The following is a 21,672-nucleotide window of genomic DNA, read 5'->3' as shown; positions in this document are numbered from 1 at the left end:
TGTTTATAGTTTTTTGCTAAACAACAACCTTGCTCCACGTTCTTTAGATGTAAATTGGCGTACCATTTGCAAATCTAACTTTTCTAAAACTCTCCTAGATGCGTGGTTTTCTGGGCTAGCGGTAGCTAAAATTTCAGTTAAATTAAGTTCGTTTTTAGCGTAGTCTATCCAGAACTTACCTATTTCTGTAGCAATGCCTTTGCCCCAAAAATTATCATCTAATATAAAGCCAAACTCATAACTTTCTTTGCCAAGATAATTGCACTTTAATAAGCCAGATACACCAATAAAAGCATTATCTTCTTTGCTTGTTAAGCACCAAAAACCAACAGTTTCATCTGTTGTGGTAATAAAATCATCTTCAACTATTTTTTGTAGTTCATTAGCAGTTAAAACACGACCTTTTAAAGTGTTTTGCATAACCAACGGATTTTTGCAAAACAGGTCTTCTAGTGGTTTTCTGTACGTGGTACTTAAGGGCGTAAATTGTATTCTTTGACTTTGTAACATTCTAGTAAAATACAATTTTATTTTTAAACTGTAATTTGTTTAGAGGTTACTTGGTGATTTTGTAATAAGCTAGCTTAAAATAAATATAGGGGTAAGGCAATTTAAACCAGTGCTCTACCCCTAAATAAGTAACAACATACTTTTTAAGCTGTAGGTTAAGTTTGTTAATTACTCATATTGCTTTTTAAGTTTTTCATAAATGCTGCAAAAGCAGGTTGAAATTCTTCAAAAAGTGGATTTTTTCTATTTCTTAGCATTACTTCTCCAAATAGTTTAATGCCAAGTATAAATTCTACACTTTCGTTATCTCCTTTAAACCCAAGTTTTCCTTTGGCTGCATTTAATAGTTTTAAAATATCATCGTGGTTTTCTATGTCAAATTCAGTAAATTCATTTGCTTCAGAGCCATCTTTTTTCTCTATTTCCTGTAAGTGTAGTGTGTACTTATTATTTCTTTTAGTGGCCATACTCTTTATTTATTTTTAAAGTCTTTAATTAATTCACTAACTAACTTGTGTTTTCTGTTCATTACCTTTTCATAGTCAGATGCTACATTAAAACTACCGTTATTTATTCCGTCATAAATACCAGAAACTACAGTGCCAATAAAATTGCCTAATTCTGCTTTTCGTTCCTCTAAATATTCTTCTGAACTTAACTGCTTGTAAGTAAGTTTTGTGCTGTAGGTTTTGTTTATTTCATTAGCCAGTTCTTGCTGTGTAATAGGAGTTGCTGCCAAATTGTAAACGTTATATTTTATACTGTCATTTAATAACATTTGTACATATGCATTAGCAAGTTCTTCTCTACTAGTGTAAGCACATTTACCATCGCCAGCGCTGTTCCAAATACAACCTTTTGTTTTGTACTGCTCTATATACTCTAAGTCTGGCTCTATGTACAAACCGTTTCTGCCAATTACCCAGTTTAGTTTAGAGGCTTCAATATCTCTTTCTGTTTGCCTGTTGCTATTAATAATTGGGTCAAAAGCAGTATTTGTTGTGTTGCCAACAATACTAGTATATACAATTTTGTTTAGGCTGTTAGCTTCTGCTGCTTTAATAATGTTGCGGTGTTGCTGTATCCTTTTTTTGGGAGTGTCCATACCAGAAACTACTAGTATTTTATCTACACCTTTTAAGGCAGATTCAAAATCGGTATAACTATCATAATCTCCTTTCCTTACTTCTACGCCAAGGAATTCTGCTTTTTTTGGAGTTCTAGCAATAGCTATAACATTTTCAGCTCCAATTTGTGTTTTTAATTCTTTTACAATGGCAGCTCCTAAGTTGCCATTTGCTGCGGTTACTGCTATCTTCATTACACTATTGTTTTATAATTTAAGTATAGTGCAAAGTAAGTGAGTTATGTTAGTGTAAAAAAGGTAAATGTTTGCATAGATTTGTTAATCTTTACAACAATTAATTTTGTTTTATTGATGCTATAAATTGTTTAGGTGTGTAGTTGGTGTGTTTTTTAAAGAATTTTGAAAAATTAGAAACCTCTTCAAAACCAAGCAAATAAGATGTTATGCTTATGTTTTTATCTTGGTCTGATAAGTATTGTTTTGCTTTAAGAATAATTACGTTGTCAATAAAGCTTTTTGCGGTTTTATGGGTAAATACTTTACAGGTATCATTTAATTTACGGTAAGTTGTGTTTAAAATTTTGCAATACTCATTTACATTTCTTGTGATAGATATATTTTTGTCTAACTGGTTTTGAAATTGAATAAACAAGCTAATATCAGATTTGTTTTGCTCTAAATTAAACTGTTTAGAGAGTGTTTTTATTTTTAAAAACGCTACTCTAAGCAACGATTGTATTATTTGCTTACTAACAGTTGTTTTTGATAATGAAAACTCTTTATAAATAAGAGCAAAAACAGTAACAAGTGTGTAGTGTGTATTTGTGTTAGTAATAGTTAATTTTGGACTGTGTAAAAAGCTGTTGTATGGGTAGCTATAACTTAGGTCTTTAAATGTTTGCTGATTTTCATTTAAAAAATCTTGAGTGAAAATAGCAATATAACCTTTAACATTTTTTTGCTTTAACCAAGCGTGAGTCTGATTTTTACCAACAAACAACATGTCATTTTTTTTATAGCTGTATGTTTTAAAATCTATAAGATGCTCACCTGTGCCTTCTGTTATAAAAACTATAGCGTAGAACTTTAATCTGTGCGGAATGCTTCTGTTTTGTATGTCATAATTGGCTAAAAAATAATCTAACTCCCATACGTTTATCCCAAAATCTTCCTGTTCCTTTTTAAAGGTGTACTCTTGTATATTTTTCATACATACTAATGGAGTAAACTATAATTTAAATTCTGTTTGGTTTTTTGGAGTGTCAAAAATATGCGGATAATGTTCTTTAGCATTTTTAATCATAAATGCTACTGGCACATCATCAAAATGACCGTAATCTTCTAAATATTCCATAAAAGTATTCCCTTCTCTATTAAATTCTTGTAAAACGGAATCATTTTCTCCATCAAACTCTAAAGGTGCAACGTTAAACATTTTACATAGTGATGCGTTAAAAGCAGGAGACATTTTAAGCCATTTGCCATTTATATAAGCATTAACCATACCGTGGTTAGTTAATTCATTGCTTCCAAATTTTTCAATAAGGCGTTCTGCTCCTATGTGGTTTTTAACTTTGGCTAAGTGTAGCCTAGCAGGTATATTAAGCGCTCTTAAGCAGGTAATTAATAAAATAGATTTGTCTATGCAATGTCCGCTATCTCTTTTAGCAATTGTACTTGCTTTATAGTTTTCTTTAGAAAAACTAAGGTTGTAAGGGTTGTACCTCCAAGAATCTCTTATTTTTAAATATACAAGTTTGCATTGCTCTTTGGGTGTAAGCGTCGGCTTTTTATATGCTGCTATAAGATTTTGAATTTCTTTTGTTTCATAATCAAAAAAATAGGTAGGAGATAGGTAGTCCATAATAATTATTGTGTTTTTTGATTTAGTTTAAATATAGCAAAAAGAATATTACCTATGTTGTAGTTTGTTTTTTAAAATAACAAAACCCCAGATAAATCTGAGGTTTTGTATAAAAATCTATAGGTTTAACTTAATTAAAAGAAGCCCATTGGTTTTTTATCGTAAGAGATTAACATGTTTTTTACAACACGGTAATGGTCTAATGCCATTTTGTGGTTTTCACGACCAAATCCAGACTCTTTAACACCACCAAAAGGAGCGTGTGCAGGATAGGTATTGTATTGGTTTACCCAAACTCTTCCTGCTTGTATAGCACGTGGTACTTGGTATAATTCGTGAGCATCACGAGACCAAACACCAGCACCTAAACCGTAAGGTGTATCGTTTGCAATAGCAATAGCTTCTTCAGTAGTTTTAAAGGTTGTTAATGCTACAACAGGTCCAAAAATTTCTTCTTGGAACACACGCATTTTGTTGTCTCCTTTTAAAACAGTTGGTTGTACGTAGTAACCGTCGGCTAATTCACCTTCATAATTACCAGCTTCACCACCAGCTAACACCGCTGCACCTTCTTCAATACCAATTTTAATATAGTTTAATATTTTTTCGTATTGTGCTTTAGATACCTGAGAACCAATCATTGTTTCTGGATCTAATGGGTTTCCTGGTTTCACTAATTTTAAGCGTTCTTGCATTTTTTCTACAAAACGATCTGCAATATCTTCGTGTACTAAAATACGAGAAGGAGATGTACAAATTTCACCTTGATTTAAGGCAAACATTAATGCACCTTCTATAGCTTTACTAAAGAATTCATCATCTTTATCTGCTACAGATGGGAAAAAAATGTTAGGAGATTTTCCACCTAATTCCATAGTTACAGGAATAATGTTTTCTGCTGCATTGTGCAATACAGTACGTCCTGTTTCTGTAGAACCAGTAAATGATAATTTTGCTATTCTTTTAGATGTTGCTAATGCAGCACCAGCTTCTTTACCAAAACCAGTAACAATATTTAATACACCTGCAGGTAAAATATCACCAATTAGTTCCATTAAAGCCATAACACTGGTAGGTGTTTGTTCTGCTGGTTTTACAACCGCTGTACAACCTGCTGCTAAAGCCGGAGCAATTTTCCAGGCTAACATTAACATTGGAAAATTCCAAGGAATAATTTCACCAACAACACCAACTGGTTCGTGTAATACAATACTAACAGTATCTTTATCGTGTTCAGAAATACTACCTTCATCTGCACGAATAACTCCTGCAAAATAACGGAAGTGATCTATACAGTAAGGAATATCTGCTGCACGTGCTTCACGAATTGGTTTCCCATTATCAATAGTTTCTAAGGTTGCTAAATACTCTAAGTTATCTTCCATAACTTGAGCAATTTTTAATAACGCATTACTACGTTCTGTTGCAGATGCGTTGCTCCACGCTGGGAAAGCCTCGTGTGCTGCATCTAATGCAAGGTCTATATCTTCTTGTGTAGATCTTGCTGCTTGTGTAAATACTTTTCCGTCTACTGGAGATCTGTTTTCAAAATATTGACCTTTAATTGGGTCAACAAATTTTCCTCCAATAAAGTTTCCATATCTTTCTTTAAATTCGGGTTTTGTTACATTTGCCATATTACTTTGTTTTAATTTTTTTAAAAATCTGCTTGAAAAAACAAGCGTTGTAATTATGATGCAAATGTATAATGGAGTAGAAGCTTCTTATTTATTGATATGGCTCAATAACTTATGAAAACAGTTCAAGTTGTGTTTTTTGATGTTAAACAAATATTAATTTATCATTAAGTATTTGATAATCAGATTATTAAAAATAATTTATATTTCTGTTGGACTAATTCCGAACTTGTTTTTGAAGGCTATACTAAAGTTAGACAGGTTGTTATATCCTATATCTAAATAAATATCAGACGGTTTTAAATCGCCTCCTTGTAAAAGTTCTTTTGCCTTTTGCAGTCGTTTGTCTTTTAACCATTTTCCTGGAGCTTCTTTATACTCGGCAGTAAAATGCCTTTTAAAAGTAGACAAACTCATATTACATAAAAAGGCAATTTCTTCTAACTTTAAATTAGAATGTATGTGATCTTCTACAATGTTTTTAAAAGGAGAAACTTCCTTAGATATTAATGCGTGTAAGTAATGCTCAAATTCACTACCATATTTATCTAGTAAATACAGTAATATTTCTTCAAATTTAAGCGATAGCATAGCATCACAATACGCACTGTTTTCAAATGTTTTTGACGATAGTGAGCTTATAAATGATGCAATATAATCATCGTTTTCAATCACAAAATAAGGCACTTTCTCTTGGTACGGCTTAACGTCTTTGGTGTATTTGCTTAAAAAATCGGTGAGTTTTTTTTCAGAAAAAAAGAAGAGTTTACAATAGTAAATTGCTTCAGTATCTAACAACTCTGTCCAAAGCCAGTTTCCTTTTTTTAGCAATAAAGATTGTTCGCTATTAACTGCTTTAGAGGTGTTTGCAAAATGTACTTGCTTTTTTCCTACTTGAAGAAAGCTAAACATATTCATGCTTAAATTTACCTTGCTTTTTACAACATCATTAGTCATTTTAAAATCGTACACAAAAATGTCTTTGCTTTTTGATGGTGTATCAAAGTAAATTTCAGGAATATTTTCTATAGCCATTTTACTGTGTTTAGGTCGTCAAAGGTACTATGCTTTATTCATCATAGCAATAATCTCTTTTTTGTTTTTACTTTTAATAATGTAGGTGTTTGTTATTGTGTTGTGAAAATAAATGTCTTCTTCCCAAATAACACCTTCAGTAAACACATAGATTACTAAATTTAAAAGCTGCAATATATTTTTTATAAATGATTTTAATACTGATGGCTTTTTGCAATGATCATCTACAACTTCAAAACCAATAAGTAATTTACCAAATGTTTTACCGGTTATGGTTTCTAAAACTGGATTTATTGTAAAAAGACCTAATGTTGCAATAAGTATATGTGGATAAGCAAAAGTGAAGAATTTTGCTAGTACATATACAATGCAGTAATACAAAAGTAAGTCTAGTAATTTAGACAATAACCGAAAGTTAAAGCTTTTTACATTAGGGTTGTATTTAAACTCAAACTCCATTGCTTTGTAATTTCCGTTTCTGTCTCTACGGTTTACAGTTTTATAGGTTTTTAATTCTGATATTTTTTGTGCCATTTTTAAGATAGACGAATAGCTTATTGTATTTATAGTGCCATTACAATTATGGGTTTAGTTCTATACAGGCGTTTAATTTATTGTTTAAGTCTATAATATTGTAAGCAACATTCTGCATTCCGCGGTAATTACTTTTTATATGTTCTAAATCTGTTTTTGCTTTATCACAGTTGTTGTTACCAATAAAATTTAGTGCTCTGTGTGTATAAGCTGTAGATAGTATAGACGTATCTGTTGTATTATTGATTACATAGGTTGTGATTTCTATGCCTTTGTTAAAGTCTTTTTTGTAATAATAGGTTAACCCTAAATTTATGGCTGCCATATGGTAGGTAGAGTCTGATATTTTGTACGCCTCTTGGTAATATTTAATTGCATTATCATACTCGTAAAGCATAAAGTTATTTAACCCTAAATTGCTTAACGTTGTTGGGTTGTCTGGTTCTATTTTTAATGATTTTTTAAATGCAATTTGAGCTTCGTAATAATTACCAGTTATAGATAGGTCAACCCCTTTTTCATTAAGGTCATTTGCTTCTGTATTCTTATAACTGTTGCCTTTTAGTATTTTGTGTTGTTCGTTAATGTTGTTAGTTTCTTCTTTTGTGCTATTGTTTTTGCAACTAACAGTAATTATAAGTAAAAACAATACTTTTAACGCTATTCTCATAATGTGGCGACTATAAATTTGTACTTTCCGTTTTAAATAACCTATCCCATAAAATAGTATAAAAACCATAATTCTTAGAAAATAGCTTATGATGATTTTTATGAAAGTAATTGGTGGTAAATATTAAAAAGTAAGGCTTACTTAATTTTGTGTTTAGGTGTGTTACAACACCGTAAAACCAGTTGAAAATTAAAAAGGCTATAAAACCATAAACATTTAAAGAAAATAATAACGCAACTACCGTTAATAGTAAACCAAATAGTATAGATTCCCAGGGCGACATATAATACAGGCTTACAACATTAAACTGCTCTGTATGTTCATGATGCTGTAAATGAATTTTTTTTAATACAACAATGTTGTGTGATGCCCAATGTAAAATATACATTAGTATATCTAAAAATAGAAACAGAATTATAAAAGTAAGCCAAGGGTCTTGATTATTAAATGTAATAAAGCCTTTTATCCACAGAATGTATCCTGGAATAGCTATTATAATATTTATAAATAGGGTTAGGATAGATGATAAAACTTCTTTTTTTGTAATTGTAGATTGGTGTTTGTAGACTTTGTTCCACACCAAGCTAATACCTATGTTTAATAAATAGCCAGCAATATTTAATCCAATTAATAAAGCAAAAAATATTGTAAAGTCTTTAAGATTCATTTACTAATTTAGGTTATTAGATATTATAAACGCTTTGAATAATTATAATTTTTTATAAGCGGAAGAAAAAGGTCTGACTAATCTATTCTTTTTAAATCCATTAATTTCCATGACTTCTTCTTTTATTTCGAAATTATTTAGACATATTTTTAAAATTTCAATTTCTTTTTTTAGGAATTTAGTCTCTCTTTTTTCTAATTTACCTCTTGTTGTAAATAAGGGGTAATAAAATTCGTTTTTAATGAATTTTGGTTGTGATATTTCAACATCTCTAATACTATCTATTCTTTTTTCAATTACAAACAAAAGTGATTTAACTTCTTCTTCTGAAAAGTTGATTTTCTTCATTTAGACAATATTTAATTAGGCATAAACCTATTAAAAGATTGCCAGTATTTGTCTTTATAAATGTCTGTATTTATTTCAATTTTATTATGGTATTCTTTTTTTATTTTATGGAATACTTTAGCAGGGTTTCTAAAATCCATACAGGCAAAATATACTTCTCTTACAGATTCTGCTGTTTGCCTACCAACGTTTAAATAGCCATCAGAATCTTTGAGTTCTGCTGTTATTTTGTCTTCAATTTGGCTTAACAATTGGTAGGTGTCGCTATCTGGCATACCATTGTTATTATCACCATCGTATTTTATTTCCATTACGGCAATCCAAGGGTGAGACGCTTTACTATCCCAAGCAAGTAAATCAGTATTTACAACTGCAATTAATGGTAATCCGTTATTTAAAGTTGCTTCTAACCCAGAATATTTATCGTTTTCGGTATTGTGCTTTAGTCCTTTGTATTTTTCTACAAACTCTTTTTCTCTCCATATTAAAAAGTCTTTTAGTTTTTTAAAAGGTACCAATTCTGATGTGGCATTTTCGGGAGCAATAATATTTACATTATCTATTTTGGTTATAGAGTTTAATTCGCCTAAAGAATGGTCTAAAGCAAGGTAAACACCATTTGTCATAATAGCTTTATTTTCTTCGGTAAAATCTTCATGGGTTATGGTAATATCAATTTCGTCTGGCATAGAAGAATGTTCTGTAGCATAAAATTGCATTTTACTTTCGTTAAATATGTAGCCATCCATTTCTATTCCAAATTTTCCTAGGTCAGATGGTTGTTTAAGAGCTGTTATCTTCCAATTTTTTATCTCAGGTGCTGCAGCTACCAACTCTTCTACAAATACAATGTTTTTTATTACTCCGTCTGGAGTTAAAATAAGTTCTGCAGTAGTATCATTAAACATACCTGCTAAAAACCAAATTCCGTCTTTAAGTTGATCTAATTTTGGCGATAGTTTTTCAAAAAATTCTTTGTTAACATTGCCTTTGTCTTTAATTACATTATAAAATGCTTGTTGGTTTTGAGAAAACCATTTCCAAAAATCTTCGTAAGAGTTTATTGGCTCTTCTTTTGATTTAAATAGTGATTTTAAAAAGCTCATATATTTTAGTAGTTTATTGCTTATAGTAAATATAAGAATTTTAAATAGGTGGTTATTTTCTAAAAATTTTGTTGTAAAAAAAATTAGCTATTCATATGGTTTAGTTTGCATATGAATAGCTAATTTATAAATGTTTTATGTTGTTATCTAGAGATACTAGTAGCGCCTTGGCAGGTCCACTGTGTTTCTGTATCATTATAAGCTGTAAACGTATTTGTACCAGTAAAGTTACCTGTATCTTCAGAAAAAGTATAATTGCCTACAAATTTGCGTTTGCTTCCAGAAGGTAAAGTGTAAATAGTCTCTAAGGTTAAATTGTTACCATCTATAGTGTACATAGAGCTAGATAGGTAACCTGGATCTTCAAACTCTATAGTGTTGTTTTCTAAAAATTTAAAAGTATAAGGGTCTCCTGCTTCTAAATCATAATCATTATCACAGGTTTCTCCTAATCTTTGAAAAAGCCAAGAGCCCTCTAATACAGTTTCTTCTAAGCTTTTTTGAGAATTGTCATCATCAGAAGAACAAGAAAATAGTAATGCGGTAAATAATAGCGTGAAAAATAATTTTTTCATATTGTAATTATAGTTAAATTGGTTAAAAACAATTAACGCTATAAAACAGATTAAGTTGTTTTAAATCTGTTAGTTTGGACTAACACATTTGTTTTTGGTATTTCTGCCAGGAAAAATATCTTTTAATGTTTTTGATAATTTCTCCCAGTCTGCTGTCATTTTCTTTGCTTGCTTTTTGGTTATTAAAATACCACCATTAGCTATTTTTCTGTCTCTAACTATTTTATCAAAATAAAAAACAGTAAAATCAATTGCAGTATTATCTTTAAACTTATGCTTAACATCTTTTACGTTTTTATCAGAGTCATCAACAAAAATTATAGCTTTGTAGCTTCTTCCTGTTCTTCCTAATATATGTGCAATCATATCTCCCTTATTCATACCTGTGGTCATCATAAGTCCATCTCTGTAACTCATTTCTCTTTCTAAGGTGTAATTGTAAACAGCTTTAGAACCATCAATCTGTGTAATAGGAGATTTAGATAAGTTTATACCATTTTTTAACAATTCTCTTTGTGTTGCGGTTCTGTACCTAGGGCTTCTAGATGTTAGTGCAAATACAGTTGTGCCATTATTTTGCCAGTTGTTTAGGTATTTGGGTATTAAAGAGTCTGTTAATTTCATTGTGCCAAGCTCGTACAATAAACCAATAACATCTTCATAAAAACAGTTTTCAATTTTTTGTTTTTTTGTTGGTATAGCATCTTTAATTTTACCTCTTTGCCAATTGTACCAAATGTCTCCGCCAAGATCTACATTGCTGGTTAAAAGTGTATTATCAATATCTACAATAACAAGTACATTTTCTACTCCGTATTGTTTGGTTTTTTGGGTTACAACATTATTTACATCTTTAAAACTAAAAATAGTGCTGTCTTTTAATGTTTGTGCCTTTAAGCTTACACTTATAAGCAACATTATTGCCATAAATGTTGCATACTTTTTTTTAGTCATAATAGCTTGTTTGTAATTTGTAAAGATGTAGTTTTTGTTGGGTGTAAAATTACATGTTTTGCTTTAACTAACGAATACAAAAAAAACAACTACGAAAACAAATTGCTTTTAAAAGTCTTCTATTGCTTCAATTATATTTAATAATTATTAATAGAGCTACTGTATTTTAAATAGCTCTGTGTTTAATTAAAAGTAAAAATTATAAAATAATAATTATGGAAGAATCAGTAGTAGATTTAGTTAATGAAGATTATTCTTTTAGGCAGTTTAGTAATGGTATAGCTATTTTAGATTATGTAGGCAAAGCTAAAAACGTAAGTATACCAGATTACATTAATGATAAACCTGTACTTTATATTTACAAAGAGGCTTTTTGCGAAAAAGGAATTGAAGCGGTTACATTACCTAGCTTATTAGAATATATTGGTGAAGATGCTTTTTATGATAATAAAATTAAAGAGATAATAATACCAAGTAAAGTAAACAAAATAGGTGGTGGTGCCTTTGGACGTAACAATATTGAAAAACTTGTAATTGAGTCCAGTATTGAATTTTTACCAATGTTTTGTTTTGTAGGTAATGCTTTAACTAGTTTAAATTTACCAGAAACAGTAAAAAATATGAGTAATGATTGCTTTGCAGAAAATAATTTTGAAGAACTAACTATACCAGATCATTTAACAGAAATACCTAAGGGAAGTTTTGCAAGTAATAAAATGCTTAAAAAAGTTATGTTACCAGCAAAGTTTGAGAATTATATATGGAGTATTTTTCATAAGTGCGACATAGACAATATAACATTTGAAATTTATTAGTTTTTAACACTTATATTTTTAGTCCATCCAATTCCTATTTGGTATCCAGATTGTGCTTTGTCACTAACTAAAGGTATAAAACTGTAAATACCTATGCTATTGGAGCTATTAAGCTTGTATTTTGGAGAAAAAGACAAGCCGTAGTTAAAAAAGGTTTCGGTATTAGAATAGGTTTTTTTAAAGCCTATTTTTTTATTAATTAAAGTTCCTTTGGTAATAGCTATGCTTGCGCCAACAGGAACTTCAAAATTTATTTGTACGCTATTAAAATTAAGGGAGTAACCAAAATTAATTGTTGGTAGTAAACGCATATCTATATCATTTTTTAATGTTGCATTTTGCTCAGACTCTCCCTTAAAGTCAAAATATGCAACTATTGAAAATGCTAAGGTAAAATGATGTTTGTTTTGAGATAGTGGAGTAGTGTATTTGCTATATCCTCCATAATATAAGGCCTCATCGCCAGCAGCTAACACACCTATTTCTAAATTGTTGCTGTTTGTTTTTTGACACCATAACGTTGTTGAAGAAACACACAATACCAGAGCTAAAATTACTTTATTTATAAAATACATAGTCTAAACCTTTTTTAACTATTTTAGTTGCAGAACCGCTATGGCCACTTTTTTTTATCAATTCACTTTTATGCTTAAAATTTGGAAAGTTTCTAGAACGGAGTCTATTGTTCATTTCTTCAAATGATGCTAACATAACACCACCTTCTAACGAGCCCATTCCGTTGTAGAATATCACATCCAAATCGGTGTTAGAGCTGGCGTAGCATTCTTCAAAATTAAATATAACACCAGAGTCGTACCAGTATGATGTGCCTCCAGAAATGAACTTATTAAACGGGTTAGAAGCTCTTTCTTTTGCCATAACGTATTGAGTAAATAGCCCGCCAAAAGAATGCCCAATTAATGTTTTGTTGTTAGATGAATCTATACTATATCTAGATTCTAATTCAGGAATTAATTCATTTTTAATAAACTGATAAAAATTTTCTGCGCCACCAGAGCCATGCGCATAAATAGTAGGTGTGTAGTCTCTATTTCTTTGTTTGTTATTACCAATAGCAACTAAAATACAAGCTGGCATACTGTTTTTTTTAACCTTGTTTGATACAATATTGGCAATAGAGGTAAACCTGGTATCACCATCTAAAGCAATAATTAATTGGTTTGCTAAGCTGCTATTGTAATTTTTGGGAAGAAATACATAAATAGCATAACTGTCATTTACTATAGATGAGTTTATAGTAAATTGTTCTTTAGACCCAATAATGTCAAAATCATCATCAGTAGCAGAGCAACTTAATAATACAATGCAGAATACAATAAGTGTTGTAAGTTTCATAACCTTAGACTTTATTTTTCAAAAATCTAAAATCTTTAAAACTTAAAACTTATTTTAAATCAAGAAATTAACCTTTAAGCTTTATTTAAGTATGTTTTTTTAACTCTGCTATATGTTTCTGGAGTCATACCTAAATAATTGGCAATTAACTTTTGTGGTACTTCTTCTAAAAACCTTTTAGATTTAGAAATTGTATTTAAAAAAAGTTCATATTTTTTGTATGCATTTTTATGCTGTAGTATTAAAGATCTTTTTTCGCGCTCTAAGTGTACTTGCTCAAATAACTTGGTATATATAAAAGAAAAAGGATGACTATTTAGTAGTAGCTTTTCAATGTCTATTTTTTCAAAATAAATAATTTCAGTATCAATTAGTGCTTCTTGTATTTGGTTAGAGGGTGACTCTTCCATATAGCTTGTAAAGTTGTTAAAGCTCATACCCGAAAGCGAAAAATCAATAGTAAATAAATTATCTTCAATAATAGTGTATTGATGTATAAAGCCTTTTAGCACCAAACATGTTTTGGTTTCTACCTGTCCAATATTTAGCAAGAGCTCTCCTTTTTTAATTTTTTTCTTTTTTATAACCTTAGCTAAAGGCATAAAATCTATTTGAGTTAGTGGGTATACTTGACTTAAAAAATTAAATAGAATATTTTCTTCTGTAGAAAAGTGCTCTTTCATGAATTTTAGTTTTGTAATACGTGAGTTATTAGTTTTTATAAGCAGTTTAACTTAAAAGCTATTTATTGATGCGTTATAAGAGCTTTTTGTGTTTCTAGTGGCCTGTCTGTTGCAAAAACGTCAATTCCTAGTTTGGCCCATTCTCTGTAAAGATGTTCGCCTTTTGCAGCGGCTCTCTTATCTAAGTTACCTAAAGTCCCCAACATACACATAACCCCCTTTTTGTGTAGCTTGTTATACAATGATGAGTCTGACACCATTGTTCCTGTAAATGCAACCATATTTGCCCAAGGTATGCCAGAGTTGGCAGCTCTGTTAAACTCTTCGGTATTTCTAATGCTAACAGATAGTACTACTTTTGGATTTAACTTGTATAACTTTTGAGCTGTTTTAATAGAGTAAGTAATAATAACCGATTGCTTTAAGGCATCGTTTTTTTCAATAAAATGTAGTACATCTTCGGGGTCAACACTTCGCTTAATATCAACTGTAAGTATTGCGTTTTCTTTTTTTGCCCAGTCTAATACGTCTTTAAATAACGGAATTTTAAAATCAACTATAGAGTCAAAATCATCTTTAAGTTTTAGTTGAGACATTGTTTTCCAGCTGTTTTGGTCAACTCTCCCAAAACCAGTTGATGTTCTCTCAAGTGAATTATCATGCATAAGTAATAATACCCCATCTTTACTTTTTGCTACATCAATTTCAAATAACGCGTTAGGAATATGTTTTTTAATATACTGCATAGTTTCTAAGCAATTTTCAGGGTAGCCAGGATACCCTTTTCCTCCACGGTGAGAACTAATTAATATATCACTAGAATTAGAATAACTAAAATAAGTTTGTAAAGTATTCTCCTGCTTATTGTTTTCTTTACATCCAACAAAAAGAAATGAAATTAGTAGAATAGGAATTATTAGTTTTTTCATAGTATAAATTTTTCTGTGCACTAGAGGATATTTGCCAATTTACTTGTATTGAAGCGTAGGGCAGGTTATTAGTAAGGCGTTTAGTATTGATAAAAGTCAAATATAATATTTTGCTTTTATCTTTTTTGGACAGAAACATTAAATTAAAAATATTTTTTAGCATATCTAAAACAGATAAAAACTCCAATTAATTAGGCCTAATGTTGCCAATAGTTTTTATATTTCCATTTCCGCTCTTGTATCAGGTTTTACAAATAAAATACTTGTTTTTATACCTTTTGGTATGTATATTTTATTTCAGTATTCTTAAACTAAACTTCTAAAAAAATCCCCTCTATCTTTTCTACTTGTTTTTTACCACAATACTTTGTTGGCAACGGGTTTTATTCTTTATCAATTATTGCAGGTAATATATAGTCAGTCATTATTTTATCTGTATTGGTATGAGCTGAAAGGCTGTCATATGCAGAAGAAGTTACAACGACCACAAAAGGAATGTCTTTAAAAATAAAAATCTTATTTCCTCCTCTACCACTACAAAAGGAAACTTCATAATTTTTACCATTAACAGTATATGTTTTATTCCAGAAAAGGTACCCATAATAACCATCATCTATTCCACCATAAGCTTGCGATACTTGTTTTGATAAACTTTTTTCTACCCATTTTTTAGTCAGAACTTGCTTCCCATTCCATTTTCCTTTGTTTTTATATAATTGCCCATACTTAGCAAAATCAATAGCTCTTAACTGTATTCCTCCCGCAGTATTACCAACTTTTTGTGGTGTGTATTGCCATTTGTAATTAGTAATATTTAGAGGTTTAAATAACTTTTTATCTGTATAAGAAACCAAACCTTCAGGAACAGATTTATGAATTATATCTCCTAAAATAACAACGCCTGCTGTAAAATACATATAATCTTTACCAATTACTTTATCATTTTTCATAGGTAAATCAAGTGAAAATTTCACCCAGTTATCTGTTGGGTACATATTTTCTTCATTTCCAGGACTATCGTAATCTCGGTCATCACCAAGAAAACCAGAACTCATTGTTAAAAGAGATTTTAGTGTTATTGAATCTTTCTTTTCGCTATAATTATTAAAAGATTTTAAATTGTAAAAATCTTTTAATAATACGTTTTCATTATCAATATATTTTTCTTCAATAGCCACACCCAACATTGTAGATGCAAATGATTTTCCTACTGATCTTGAATCATGCAAACTATTTCTGTTTTCGCCGTTAAAATATTCTTCTATTAAAAGTTTGTTCTCTTTTATTACTACAATACCATTAATGTTTTCAAATCTTTTTTCAGCTATTTTCCTATTTAAGGCTTCTATTTTTTTAGTGTTAAAATTATCTTTAGATAATTTCCAACCGCTATTAGGCTGTATTTTTTGAACAGGTATTAAACTTTCATCTACAAGTGCTTTAGCTACTTCTATAGTAATATTTCCCTTAGCTAAAATTGCCCCAACTTTTATCTCACTTCTTTTTATATATGGCCTTACTTCAATAGTTAAAGAATGATTTCCTTTAGCAAGAACATCTTGTCCTCCTCCTAACTTCATAAACTTTAACCACATAAACCAACCCCAAAAATCAAGTTGCTTAGGATAAATTAAAGGGATTGTATGTTTTAGTTGAGTTGTTTTAGATTTAATATTTCCTGATCCTTTATTTAAGTTTTCTGTATAAACTATTTTACCATCTACTAAAAATGAAAACTGAAAACTTCCTTTATTTAACAATTGGTCTTGCGTTAAATTTGGAGCTAATAATTTAAGACATTCAATAAGAGGTTTATCTAATGTAAAGTGAGCTGTTAAAAATTTATCTTTATTTAATGTAAAACTATTCGTGTAGTCTGTTAATTTTATTTTCTCTTTTTTTAAGTCAATTTTTGAAAAATACAGGTTTTCAATTTTTTTTGTTTGTGCAGAACTTATAGCGTTACCAGAAATAATTAAACAGATAGTAAGAGTTAAATAATATTTTAATTTCATGTTTTATTTTTTGAACAAACATAATGGTAAGATGCTATTTTAAACGCCCCAAATTATAGAATGGTGCTTATTTAAAGTTGTGTAAGCTTTTTTTTATTGATTTTTTATAATTTAAAGGAGTGATACCCTTGATGTTTTTAAAGACTCTGTTAAAAGTTGTTTTTGAATTAAAACCACATTCAAAAGAAATACCCAATAAAGTGATGTGATCATAATTACCGCTATGTAATTTTTGAATAATGGCATTTACCCGGTATTCATTTATAAAGTCTGAGAAGTTTTTACCTAAGCCATCATTTATTAATTTTGATAGAACATTTGGATGGATGTCAAGATTGTCAGCTAAAGATTTCAATGTTAATTCTGAATTAAGGTAAAAAAGATTGGTTTCCATTTGTTCTTTTAACCAAGATGCTTTTTTTGCAATTTCTTCAGATGGATTTTCTTTTTTTATACTTTTTGGTTTATTGGTTTCAAGTAAAATTACTTCTGGTCTTAAAAAAGCTTCAGCACTAATCCAAATGGTGGTAATAGAAAGTAACACATAAATAGGATAATAATCACTTATTCCTAATTGAAAATCGAAGACAACATAATCAATAATGGTATAAGGAGTCCATGAAAACCAAATTATTGCAAATATGGTAATTAATCTATACAACCACCTTAAACTATATGCATCATTAGTACTATAATTTTTTTTTAACCAGAAATGATAAAATTTGATTGCCTTAAGTGAATAAATTGAATAAGTAATGATTGAGATTATGGCTAAAAATTGAATGATGGGCATTAATTTAAGGTATGTATCAGTTTCTACAGCAGTAATATTATTTATAAGCGCATCACGGCAAATAATTATATGCACGGTAAGTTCTATTATAAGCGGTAAAAAATGAACGCCATGTTTTTTAGATATATGATAGTTAAAATCGGTTATTTTTTTAACATATAAATATAGTAAGGGACCAAGTGCCAGAGAGTAATTTAATGGAATTAAATAGAAATAGGTAAGGTAATTAGTTATTTGAAAATCCAAACTCAAAATCCAAACACTCCAAAAAACAATGATAAAAGTAACTATACCAAGCAGTATATTGGCTTTTCTATTAGCCCGTTTAGTAAAAATAAGTAACAGTCCAAATGTTGTTCCTATAAATATAGATGCAATTATAATAAAGTTATAAAAATTTAAATTTAATTCACACATTAATTATATTCAGTATCTATATTTTATGTAATGTTTCTTTGGCTTGTTGCTAACGGGTTGGTTATGCGCTGTGCGGGAGTAAGGAAACCTTTTGTTTCCTTCTGCGCACTAAGCTAAAGCTTATTGTTTAGTTTTATTTTTTCTTGTCTAAAGCTAAATTTTGAATATTTCACTATCGTGTAATTTTCAATTTATCGACTTTATAAAAGTACACAAGCTTTTTGAATAAATACCAAACCTCCGCATTAATTATAGCCATTGTTGTGCGTAGGCTTTTTTCATCTAACCGCTCTTATTGGATACGGTTTCAATTCTTTTTTTAGTCCTTCTATAACTTTTTGCAATTGCGAGTTATCCATTTTACAGTCCACGAAATAATCTTTTTTATCATCTGCACTCTTAGGTCTAGATTCTAAGTCAAATTTTATGCGAACAGTTTTAAAGTCCATTCCAGCTTTGGTTAGCTCAAATGCCAAATTTGGCTCGATAAAATCCAAACATTCATATTTTGGCGTTTTGTTTTGAGATATTTTTTCGAACCACTCTATTATTTCTATTACATCTCCAACCAAAAGTGATGGGTCAACAGTTTGCCAATTTCCACAGTCACTTTTTACATTTAGATAAATCAATAACCAATTAGAATCATATTCGTAATCCGTTATTTTAGGAAACTGATAATTTGTTATTTTTAATTCTACAATTTGGTTATTAATGCCGTGAAATATCATTCAATATCGTATAATTTTTAGCTTACGCACAACGGTCTCGGCTATGAGTAGTTGCGTGGGTTAGCACTTAACTTTGCAAGTACACACCAAGTTGGAAATTCCTGCGGAATTTTCAAAGAAGGCGAGAACAAGCAATTACTTATAGCCATTGTTGTGTGGCGTTTTTTTCTATTTTTCCTTATATTAATTTTTTCATACAGCCAAATCATCAGCTCTGATTTTTTTAGAATCGTTATCTTTTTGTTGCAACAAAGCAAATCCAAAAGTTAGAACTCCAACTCGACCAATAAACATTAAAATAATTATCAATGTTTTCCCAATATTAGATAAATCTCCTGTAATTCCTGTGCTTAATCCAACAGTTCCTAAAGCGGATGCTACTTCAAATAATATGCTTTCAAAAGAAAAGTTTTCAAAGTAAGAAAGTAAAAATGAAAACAAGAAAATTAAACTCGTATAAAGCATAAAAGTAGATGTCGCAACATATATTCTCTCAAATGGAATAAGTCGGTTTAAAAATGTGATTTTTTTCTGACCAAACAATCGGCTTTTCAATATCGATAGCATTGCCGTTAATGTCGTTATTTTCATTCCTCCTGCTGTTCCCGAAGGCGAAGCACCGATATACATAAGAAAGGTTACAAGCAACAATATTGGCAAAGATAATTCACCGATAGGTATCGTGTTAAATCCAACAGTTGTCATAGCTGACATTGCTTGAAAGAAAGAGGTCATTAGTGAACTATTTGAGCCAAGAATAGATGATGACTCTGTTGTGTAAATGAGTAAAGTACCTAAAAAAAGCAAAAACAAAAAGCCATAAACAATGATTTTAGTTGTAAACGAAATTTCTTTTGATTTACCTCTAATTCGATACCACAAATCTGTAATTACAATAAAACCCAAAGAACCAGAAATTGCTAATACAGAAATAATTGTATTAATAAAAGTATTGTCTTGATAGCTTTCGAAACCATCATTAAACAATCCAAATCCAGCTGTGCAAAACGATGAAATACTATGAAAAATTGAAAACCAAATTGCTTTTAAACTTCCCATTCCTGAATTGGTAAAGGCAAAGTAGAAAAGTATAGCTCCAATAGTTTCCATTATTAGGGTAAAAACAATAACGCTTTTGATGAAATCTTTTATCTGAATTGTATTGGGTAAAGTAAATTCCGTACCTATTAACTTACTATGCCAATGAGTTATTTTTTTTGTGGTAAATATTAAATAGTATGTCGTTAGCGTCATATATCCAATTCCGCCAATTTGTATTAATGCCATAATAACAAACTGACCGAAAAAATTATAGGAATCGAAAACGCTTATAGTTACAAGTCCAGTAGTTGAAATTGCAGAAGTCGAAATAAACAAATTATCTAAAACGGATATGTCGGTTTTGTGAAAAAAAGGAATAGACAGTAAAATAAATCCAATGAGCGTATATAAAAAGAATCCCCAAACTAAATTCATTTGAGGTGATTTACTAATTTGGAATTTTCGGTACCAATTAGATATTTTCTTGTATGTTTTATTTTTCATTTTTTGTATTCAGGTTTTTGTTTGTAAATGACACACAACGTTTATGTATAAGATTAGTTGCGTGATTTAAGCACTAAATTTAGCAAATAAATCACAGATAAAAAGTCCGCGAGGACTTTCGTAAGTAGGCTAGAAACTAGCAATTAATTTTATACGGTGTTAGCAAATGTTATTTACCCGATTATGTTTAAATGTCCGATTTTATAATGTCATAAATCTGCTCGGATATTTCATAAACATTCCCTTGGTTCTGGTTTGTTAAAATCACAAGGGTTATTCCGTCTTTCTTAAATCTTCGTGCTATACATTCGTAACTCGCAGTTGATCCGTGATGAGAATGCTCGATAATTTTGTCATTTTTCCATTCGGTATTTCCAAGAGGCGATTGTATATCATCTCCCTTTTTTGCTTGGTCAGATAGCTTTTTGACAGATTTTTCATTGATAATTTTAAAATCGTCTAATTGTTCAAACCAATTTGCCATATTGTTCGCTGTCGAACTGAATAAAAGACTTTTGACTGATAATTTGTAATCGTCTTCTTTAAAATCTGTGTTGAAAGGAATTGCCATTAATGTTTTATCCTCGTATGGATATTGTTCTTTAATGATTGTACTTTCCATTCCATAAGGAATAAATATATTCTCTTTTAAATAGTTGTTGAAAGTAGTTTTGGTAATGTTTTCGATTATTTTAATCAACAAAATGGGATTACTATTTGAATATAAATAATCTGAGCCTGGCTCAAATTCAAGATTTTTTAAGGATTTTAGTTCTTCCATTATGTGATTGTCATTCACATTTATTCCTTGGCTAAAATAAATGTCCCAACCTATCGTTGGTAATCCGCTTGAGTATTGCATTAAATTTTGAACGGATATTTTTTCAGACCAATTAGGAAGTTCGGGAATATACTTGGAAATTTTATCTTCTAAATTTATTTGATTTTTCTCTTGTAGTTGCATTATAGAAACTGCAGGAAATTCTTTGTAGATTGAACCAATATTAAAGCGATAATCTTTAGTCAGCATTGTGTTTTTCGAGCCATCTGTGAAACCAAATGACTTTTCGTAAAGTGTTATTCCGTCTTTGATTATTAAAACATTTCCGTTGAGTTCTCCTTTTCCGTGAAGTCTGTTTAAGTAAGTGTCAATATTCTCATTGTTTTGGCATCCAAAAAGAGTAATAAATAGGTTTAGAAGAACGATTTTGGTCATAATTTTGGTCATTTTGATTTATTTGATTGATGAATGTTTATTACTATGACTACTTGGTTTCTTATATGTTACGGTTTTTCTTATAATATTTGCTAACGGTAGGTATAACCGAAGTTGCGGGATTAAAGTTAATGTTTTTCGGCTTGTCACAGACATTAGCAATTCCGAGTGGATTCGGACGCAGT

The 21,672-nt window shown here is 30.0% G+C and carries 24 protein-coding genes; 1 reads left to right on the top strand and 23 read right to left on the bottom strand.

Annotation, left to right across the window (positions count from 1 at the left end):
• Window positions 1-3: 3 nt before the first annotated feature.
• From JM80_RS03165 to JM80_RS03100, 14 genes are all read right to left on the bottom strand, one after another.
• Complete coding sequence (locus JM80_RS03165; RefSeq protein WP_013621016.1) at window positions 4-510, bottom strand: GNAT family N-acetyltransferase; 507 nt, start codon at window positions 508-510, stop codon at window positions 4-6.
• A gap of 164 nt (window positions 511-674) precedes the next feature.
• A complete protein-coding gene (locus JM80_RS03160; RefSeq protein WP_013621017.1) occupies window positions 675-977 on the bottom strand; it encodes a DUF3861 domain-containing protein in 303 nt (100 codons plus the stop codon).
• A gap of 5 nt (window positions 978-982) precedes the next feature.
• Window positions 983-1,831, bottom strand: a complete 849-nt coding sequence (locus JM80_RS03155) for an NAD(P)H-binding protein (protein ID WP_144709202.1) — start codon at window positions 1,829-1,831, stop codon at window positions 983-985.
• Between the two features lie 100 nt (window positions 1,832-1,931).
• A complete protein-coding gene (locus JM80_RS03150; protein ID WP_144709201.1) occupies window positions 1,932-2,807 on the bottom strand; it encodes a helix-turn-helix domain-containing protein in 876 nt (291 codons plus the stop codon).
• 18 nt (window positions 2,808-2,825) lie between these two features.
• On the bottom strand, window positions 2,826-3,461 hold the full coding sequence (locus JM80_RS03145; protein WP_013621020.1) for a transglutaminase family protein: 636 nt from the start codon (window positions 3,459-3,461) through the stop codon (window positions 2,826-2,828).
• Between the two features lie 134 nt (window positions 3,462-3,595).
• A complete protein-coding gene (locus JM80_RS03140; protein WP_144709200.1) occupies window positions 3,596-5,098 on the bottom strand; it encodes an aldehyde dehydrogenase family protein in 1,503 nt (500 codons plus the stop codon).
• Between the two features lie 201 nt (window positions 5,099-5,299).
• Window positions 5,300-6,133, bottom strand: coding sequence for an AraC family transcriptional regulator (locus tag JM80_RS03135; RefSeq protein ID WP_144709199.1), 834 nt, complete (start codon window positions 6,131-6,133; stop codon window positions 5,300-5,302).
• Between the two features lie 27 nt (window positions 6,134-6,160).
• Window positions 6,161-6,667 carry an RDD family protein gene (locus JM80_RS03130; protein WP_144709198.1) on the bottom strand — a complete coding sequence of 169 codons (507 nt, stop codon included), beginning with the start codon at window positions 6,665-6,667 and terminating at the stop codon, window positions 6,161-6,163.
• A gap of 46 nt (window positions 6,668-6,713) precedes the next feature.
• On the bottom strand, window positions 6,714-7,337 hold the full coding sequence (locus JM80_RS03125; protein ID WP_186439749.1) for a tetratricopeptide repeat protein: 624 nt from the start codon (window positions 7,335-7,337) through the stop codon (window positions 6,714-6,716).
• Window positions 7,338-7,347: 10 nt separating this feature from the next.
• Window positions 7,348-8,004 carry a sterol desaturase family protein gene (locus JM80_RS03120; protein ID WP_144709196.1) on the bottom strand — a complete coding sequence of 219 codons (657 nt, stop codon included), beginning with the start codon at window positions 8,002-8,004 and terminating at the stop codon, window positions 7,348-7,350.
• 42 nt (window positions 8,005-8,046) lie between these two features.
• Window positions 8,047-8,352 carry a hypothetical protein gene (locus tag JM80_RS03115; RefSeq protein WP_144709195.1) on the bottom strand — a complete coding sequence of 102 codons (306 nt, stop codon included), beginning with the start codon at window positions 8,350-8,352 and terminating at the stop codon, window positions 8,047-8,049.
• Window positions 8,353-8,363: 11 nt separating this feature from the next.
• Window positions 8,364-9,458, bottom strand: a complete 1,095-nt coding sequence (locus JM80_RS03110; protein ID WP_144709194.1) for a DUF695 domain-containing protein — start codon at window positions 9,456-9,458, stop codon at window positions 8,364-8,366.
• 143 nt (window positions 9,459-9,601) lie between these two features.
• On the bottom strand, window positions 9,602-10,033 hold the full coding sequence (locus JM80_RS03105; protein ID WP_144709193.1) for a hypothetical protein: 432 nt from the start codon (window positions 10,031-10,033) through the stop codon (window positions 9,602-9,604).
• A gap of 69 nt (window positions 10,034-10,102) precedes the next feature.
• Entirely contained in the window at window positions 10,103-10,987 is an 885-nt protein-coding gene (locus JM80_RS03100) for a DUF2608 domain-containing protein (protein ID WP_013621029.1), read from the bottom strand.
• 215 nt (window positions 10,988-11,202) lie between these two features.
• Between JM80_RS03100 and JM80_RS03095 the strand changes: the two genes are divergently transcribed.
• Window positions 11,203-11,802, top strand: coding sequence for a leucine-rich repeat domain-containing protein (locus JM80_RS03095; RefSeq protein WP_144709192.1), 600 nt, complete (start codon window positions 11,203-11,205; stop codon window positions 11,800-11,802).
• Here the strand turns inward: JM80_RS03095 and JM80_RS03090 are convergent.
• The 9 genes from JM80_RS03090 to JM80_RS03045 form a co-directional block, all read right to left on the bottom strand.
• Complete coding sequence (locus tag JM80_RS03090) at window positions 11,799-12,377, bottom strand: hypothetical protein (RefSeq protein ID WP_144709191.1); 579 nt, start codon at window positions 12,375-12,377, stop codon at window positions 11,799-11,801. The genes JM80_RS03095 and JM80_RS03090 overlap by 4 nt on opposite strands.
• Entirely contained in the window at window positions 12,361-13,158 is a 798-nt protein-coding gene (locus tag JM80_RS03085) for an alpha/beta hydrolase (RefSeq protein ID WP_144709190.1), read from the bottom strand. Before JM80_RS03085 ends, JM80_RS03090 begins: the two co-directional genes overlap by 17 nt.
• A gap of 74 nt (window positions 13,159-13,232) precedes the next feature.
• The gene (locus JM80_RS03080; RefSeq protein ID WP_013621033.1) at window positions 13,233-13,841 is read right to left on the bottom strand and encodes a Crp/Fnr family transcriptional regulator; all 609 of its coding nucleotides are present in this window, start codon (window positions 13,839-13,841) and stop codon (window positions 13,233-13,235) included.
• A 62-nt stretch (window positions 13,842-13,903) separates the two neighbouring features.
• A complete protein-coding gene (locus JM80_RS03075) occupies window positions 13,904-14,770 on the bottom strand; it encodes a glycerophosphodiester phosphodiesterase family protein (RefSeq protein WP_013621034.1) in 867 nt (288 codons plus the stop codon).
• A gap of 383 nt (window positions 14,771-15,153) precedes the next feature.
• Window positions 15,154-16,785: a serine hydrolase gene (locus JM80_RS03070; protein ID WP_144709189.1), complete on the bottom strand. Its 1,632-nt coding sequence runs from the start codon at window positions 16,783-16,785 to the stop codon at window positions 15,154-15,156.
• A gap of 67 nt (window positions 16,786-16,852) precedes the next feature.
• On the bottom strand, window positions 16,853-17,995 hold the full coding sequence (locus tag JM80_RS03065) for an AraC family transcriptional regulator (protein ID WP_034644040.1): 1,143 nt from the start codon (window positions 17,993-17,995) through the stop codon (window positions 16,853-16,855).
• 278 nt (window positions 17,996-18,273) lie between these two features.
• Complete coding sequence (locus JM80_RS03060; RefSeq protein WP_144709188.1) at window positions 18,274-18,726, bottom strand: hypothetical protein; 453 nt, start codon at window positions 18,724-18,726, stop codon at window positions 18,274-18,276.
• A 192-nt stretch (window positions 18,727-18,918) separates the two neighbouring features.
• Window positions 18,919-20,271 (bottom strand): TrkH family potassium uptake protein, encoded by a 1,353-nt coding sequence (locus JM80_RS03050; RefSeq protein ID WP_013621352.1) that lies wholly within the window; start codon window positions 20,269-20,271, stop codon window positions 18,919-18,921.
• A 187-nt stretch (window positions 20,272-20,458) separates the two neighbouring features.
• Entirely contained in the window at window positions 20,459-21,499 is a 1,041-nt protein-coding gene (locus JM80_RS03045; RefSeq protein ID WP_144709186.1) for a serine hydrolase, read from the bottom strand.
• Window positions 21,500-21,672: the final 173 nt, after the last annotated feature.

Source organism: Cellulophaga sp. RHA_52, assembly GCF_007827205.1.
Lineage (GTDB): Bacteria > Bacteroidota > Bacteroidia > Flavobacteriales > Flavobacteriaceae > Cellulophaga > Cellulophaga lytica.
The sequence above is the reverse complement of the archived record's forward strand: the minus strand, read 5'-3'. Positions and strand labels throughout refer to the sequence as shown.

Bases quoted from the DNA above. Each gene is read 5' to 3' on its own strand.
- JM80_RS03165 (WP_013621016.1), bottom strand. From the start codon at position 510: ATGTTACAAAGTCAAAGAATACAATTTACGCCCTTAAGTACCACGTAC.
- JM80_RS03160 (WP_013621017.1), bottom strand. From the start codon at position 977: ATGGCCACTAAAAGAAATAATAAGTACACACTACACTTACAGGAAATA.
- JM80_RS03155 (WP_144709202.1), bottom strand. From the start codon at position 1,831: ATGAAGATAGCAGTAACCGCAGCAAATGGCAACTTAGGAGCTGCCATT.
- JM80_RS03150 (WP_144709201.1), bottom strand. From the start codon at position 2,807: ATGAAAAATATACAAGAGTACACCTTTAAAAAGGAACAGGAAGATTTT.
- JM80_RS03145 (WP_013621020.1), bottom strand. From the start codon at position 3,461: ATGGACTACCTATCTCCTACCTATTTTTTTGATTATGAAACAAAAGAA.
- JM80_RS03140 (WP_144709200.1), bottom strand. From the start codon at position 5,098: ATGGCAAATGTAACAAAACCCGAATTTAAAGAAAGATATGGAAACTTT.
- JM80_RS03135 (WP_144709199.1), bottom strand. From the start codon at position 6,133: ATGGCTATAGAAAATATTCCTGAAATTTACTTTGATACACCATCAAAA.
- JM80_RS03130 (WP_144709198.1), bottom strand. From the start codon at position 6,667: ATGGCACAAAAAATATCAGAATTAAAAACCTATAAAACTGTAAACCGT.
- JM80_RS03125 (WP_186439749.1), bottom strand. From the start codon at position 7,337: ATGAGAATAGCGTTAAAAGTATTGTTTTTACTTATAATTACTGTTAGT.
- JM80_RS03120 (WP_144709196.1), bottom strand. From the start codon at position 8,004: ATGAATCTTAAAGACTTTACAATATTTTTTGCTTTATTAATTGGATTA.
- JM80_RS03115 (WP_144709195.1), bottom strand. From the start codon at position 8,352: ATGAAGAAAATCAACTTTTCAGAAGAAGAAGTTAAATCACTTTTGTTT.
- JM80_RS03110 (WP_144709194.1), bottom strand. From the start codon at position 9,458: ATGAGCTTTTTAAAATCACTATTTAAATCAAAAGAAGAGCCAATAAAC.
- JM80_RS03105 (WP_144709193.1), bottom strand. From the start codon at position 10,033: ATGAAAAAATTATTTTTCACGCTATTATTTACCGCATTACTATTTTCT.
- JM80_RS03100 (WP_013621029.1), bottom strand. From the start codon at position 10,987: ATGACTAAAAAAAAGTATGCAACATTTATGGCAATAATGTTGCTTATA.
- JM80_RS03095 (WP_144709192.1), top strand. From the start codon at position 11,203: ATGGAAGAATCAGTAGTAGATTTAGTTAATGAAGATTATTCTTTTAGG.
- JM80_RS03090 (WP_144709191.1), bottom strand. From the start codon at position 12,377: ATGTATTTTATAAATAAAGTAATTTTAGCTCTGGTATTGTGTGTTTCT.
- JM80_RS03085 (WP_144709190.1), bottom strand. From the start codon at position 13,158: ATGAAACTTACAACACTTATTGTATTCTGCATTGTATTATTAAGTTGC.
- JM80_RS03080 (WP_013621033.1), bottom strand. From the start codon at position 13,841: ATGAAAGAGCACTTTTCTACAGAAGAAAATATTCTATTTAATTTTTTA.
- JM80_RS03075 (WP_013621034.1), bottom strand. From the start codon at position 14,770: ATGAAAAAACTAATAATTCCTATTCTACTAATTTCATTTCTTTTTGTT.
- JM80_RS03070 (WP_144709189.1), bottom strand. From the start codon at position 16,785: ATGAAATTAAAATATTATTTAACTCTTACTATCTGTTTAATTATTTCT.
- JM80_RS03065 (WP_034644040.1), bottom strand. From the start codon at position 17,995: ATGTGTGAATTAAATTTAAATTTTTATAACTTTATTATAATTGCATCT.
- JM80_RS03060 (WP_144709188.1), bottom strand. From the start codon at position 18,726: ATGATATTTCACGGCATTAATAACCAAATTGTAGAATTAAAAATAACA.
- JM80_RS03050 (WP_013621352.1), bottom strand. From the start codon at position 20,271: ATGAAAAATAAAACATACAAGAAAATATCTAATTGGTACCGAAAATTC.
- JM80_RS03045 (WP_144709186.1), bottom strand. From the start codon at position 21,499: ATGACCAAAATTATGACCAAAATCGTTCTTCTAAACCTATTTATTACT.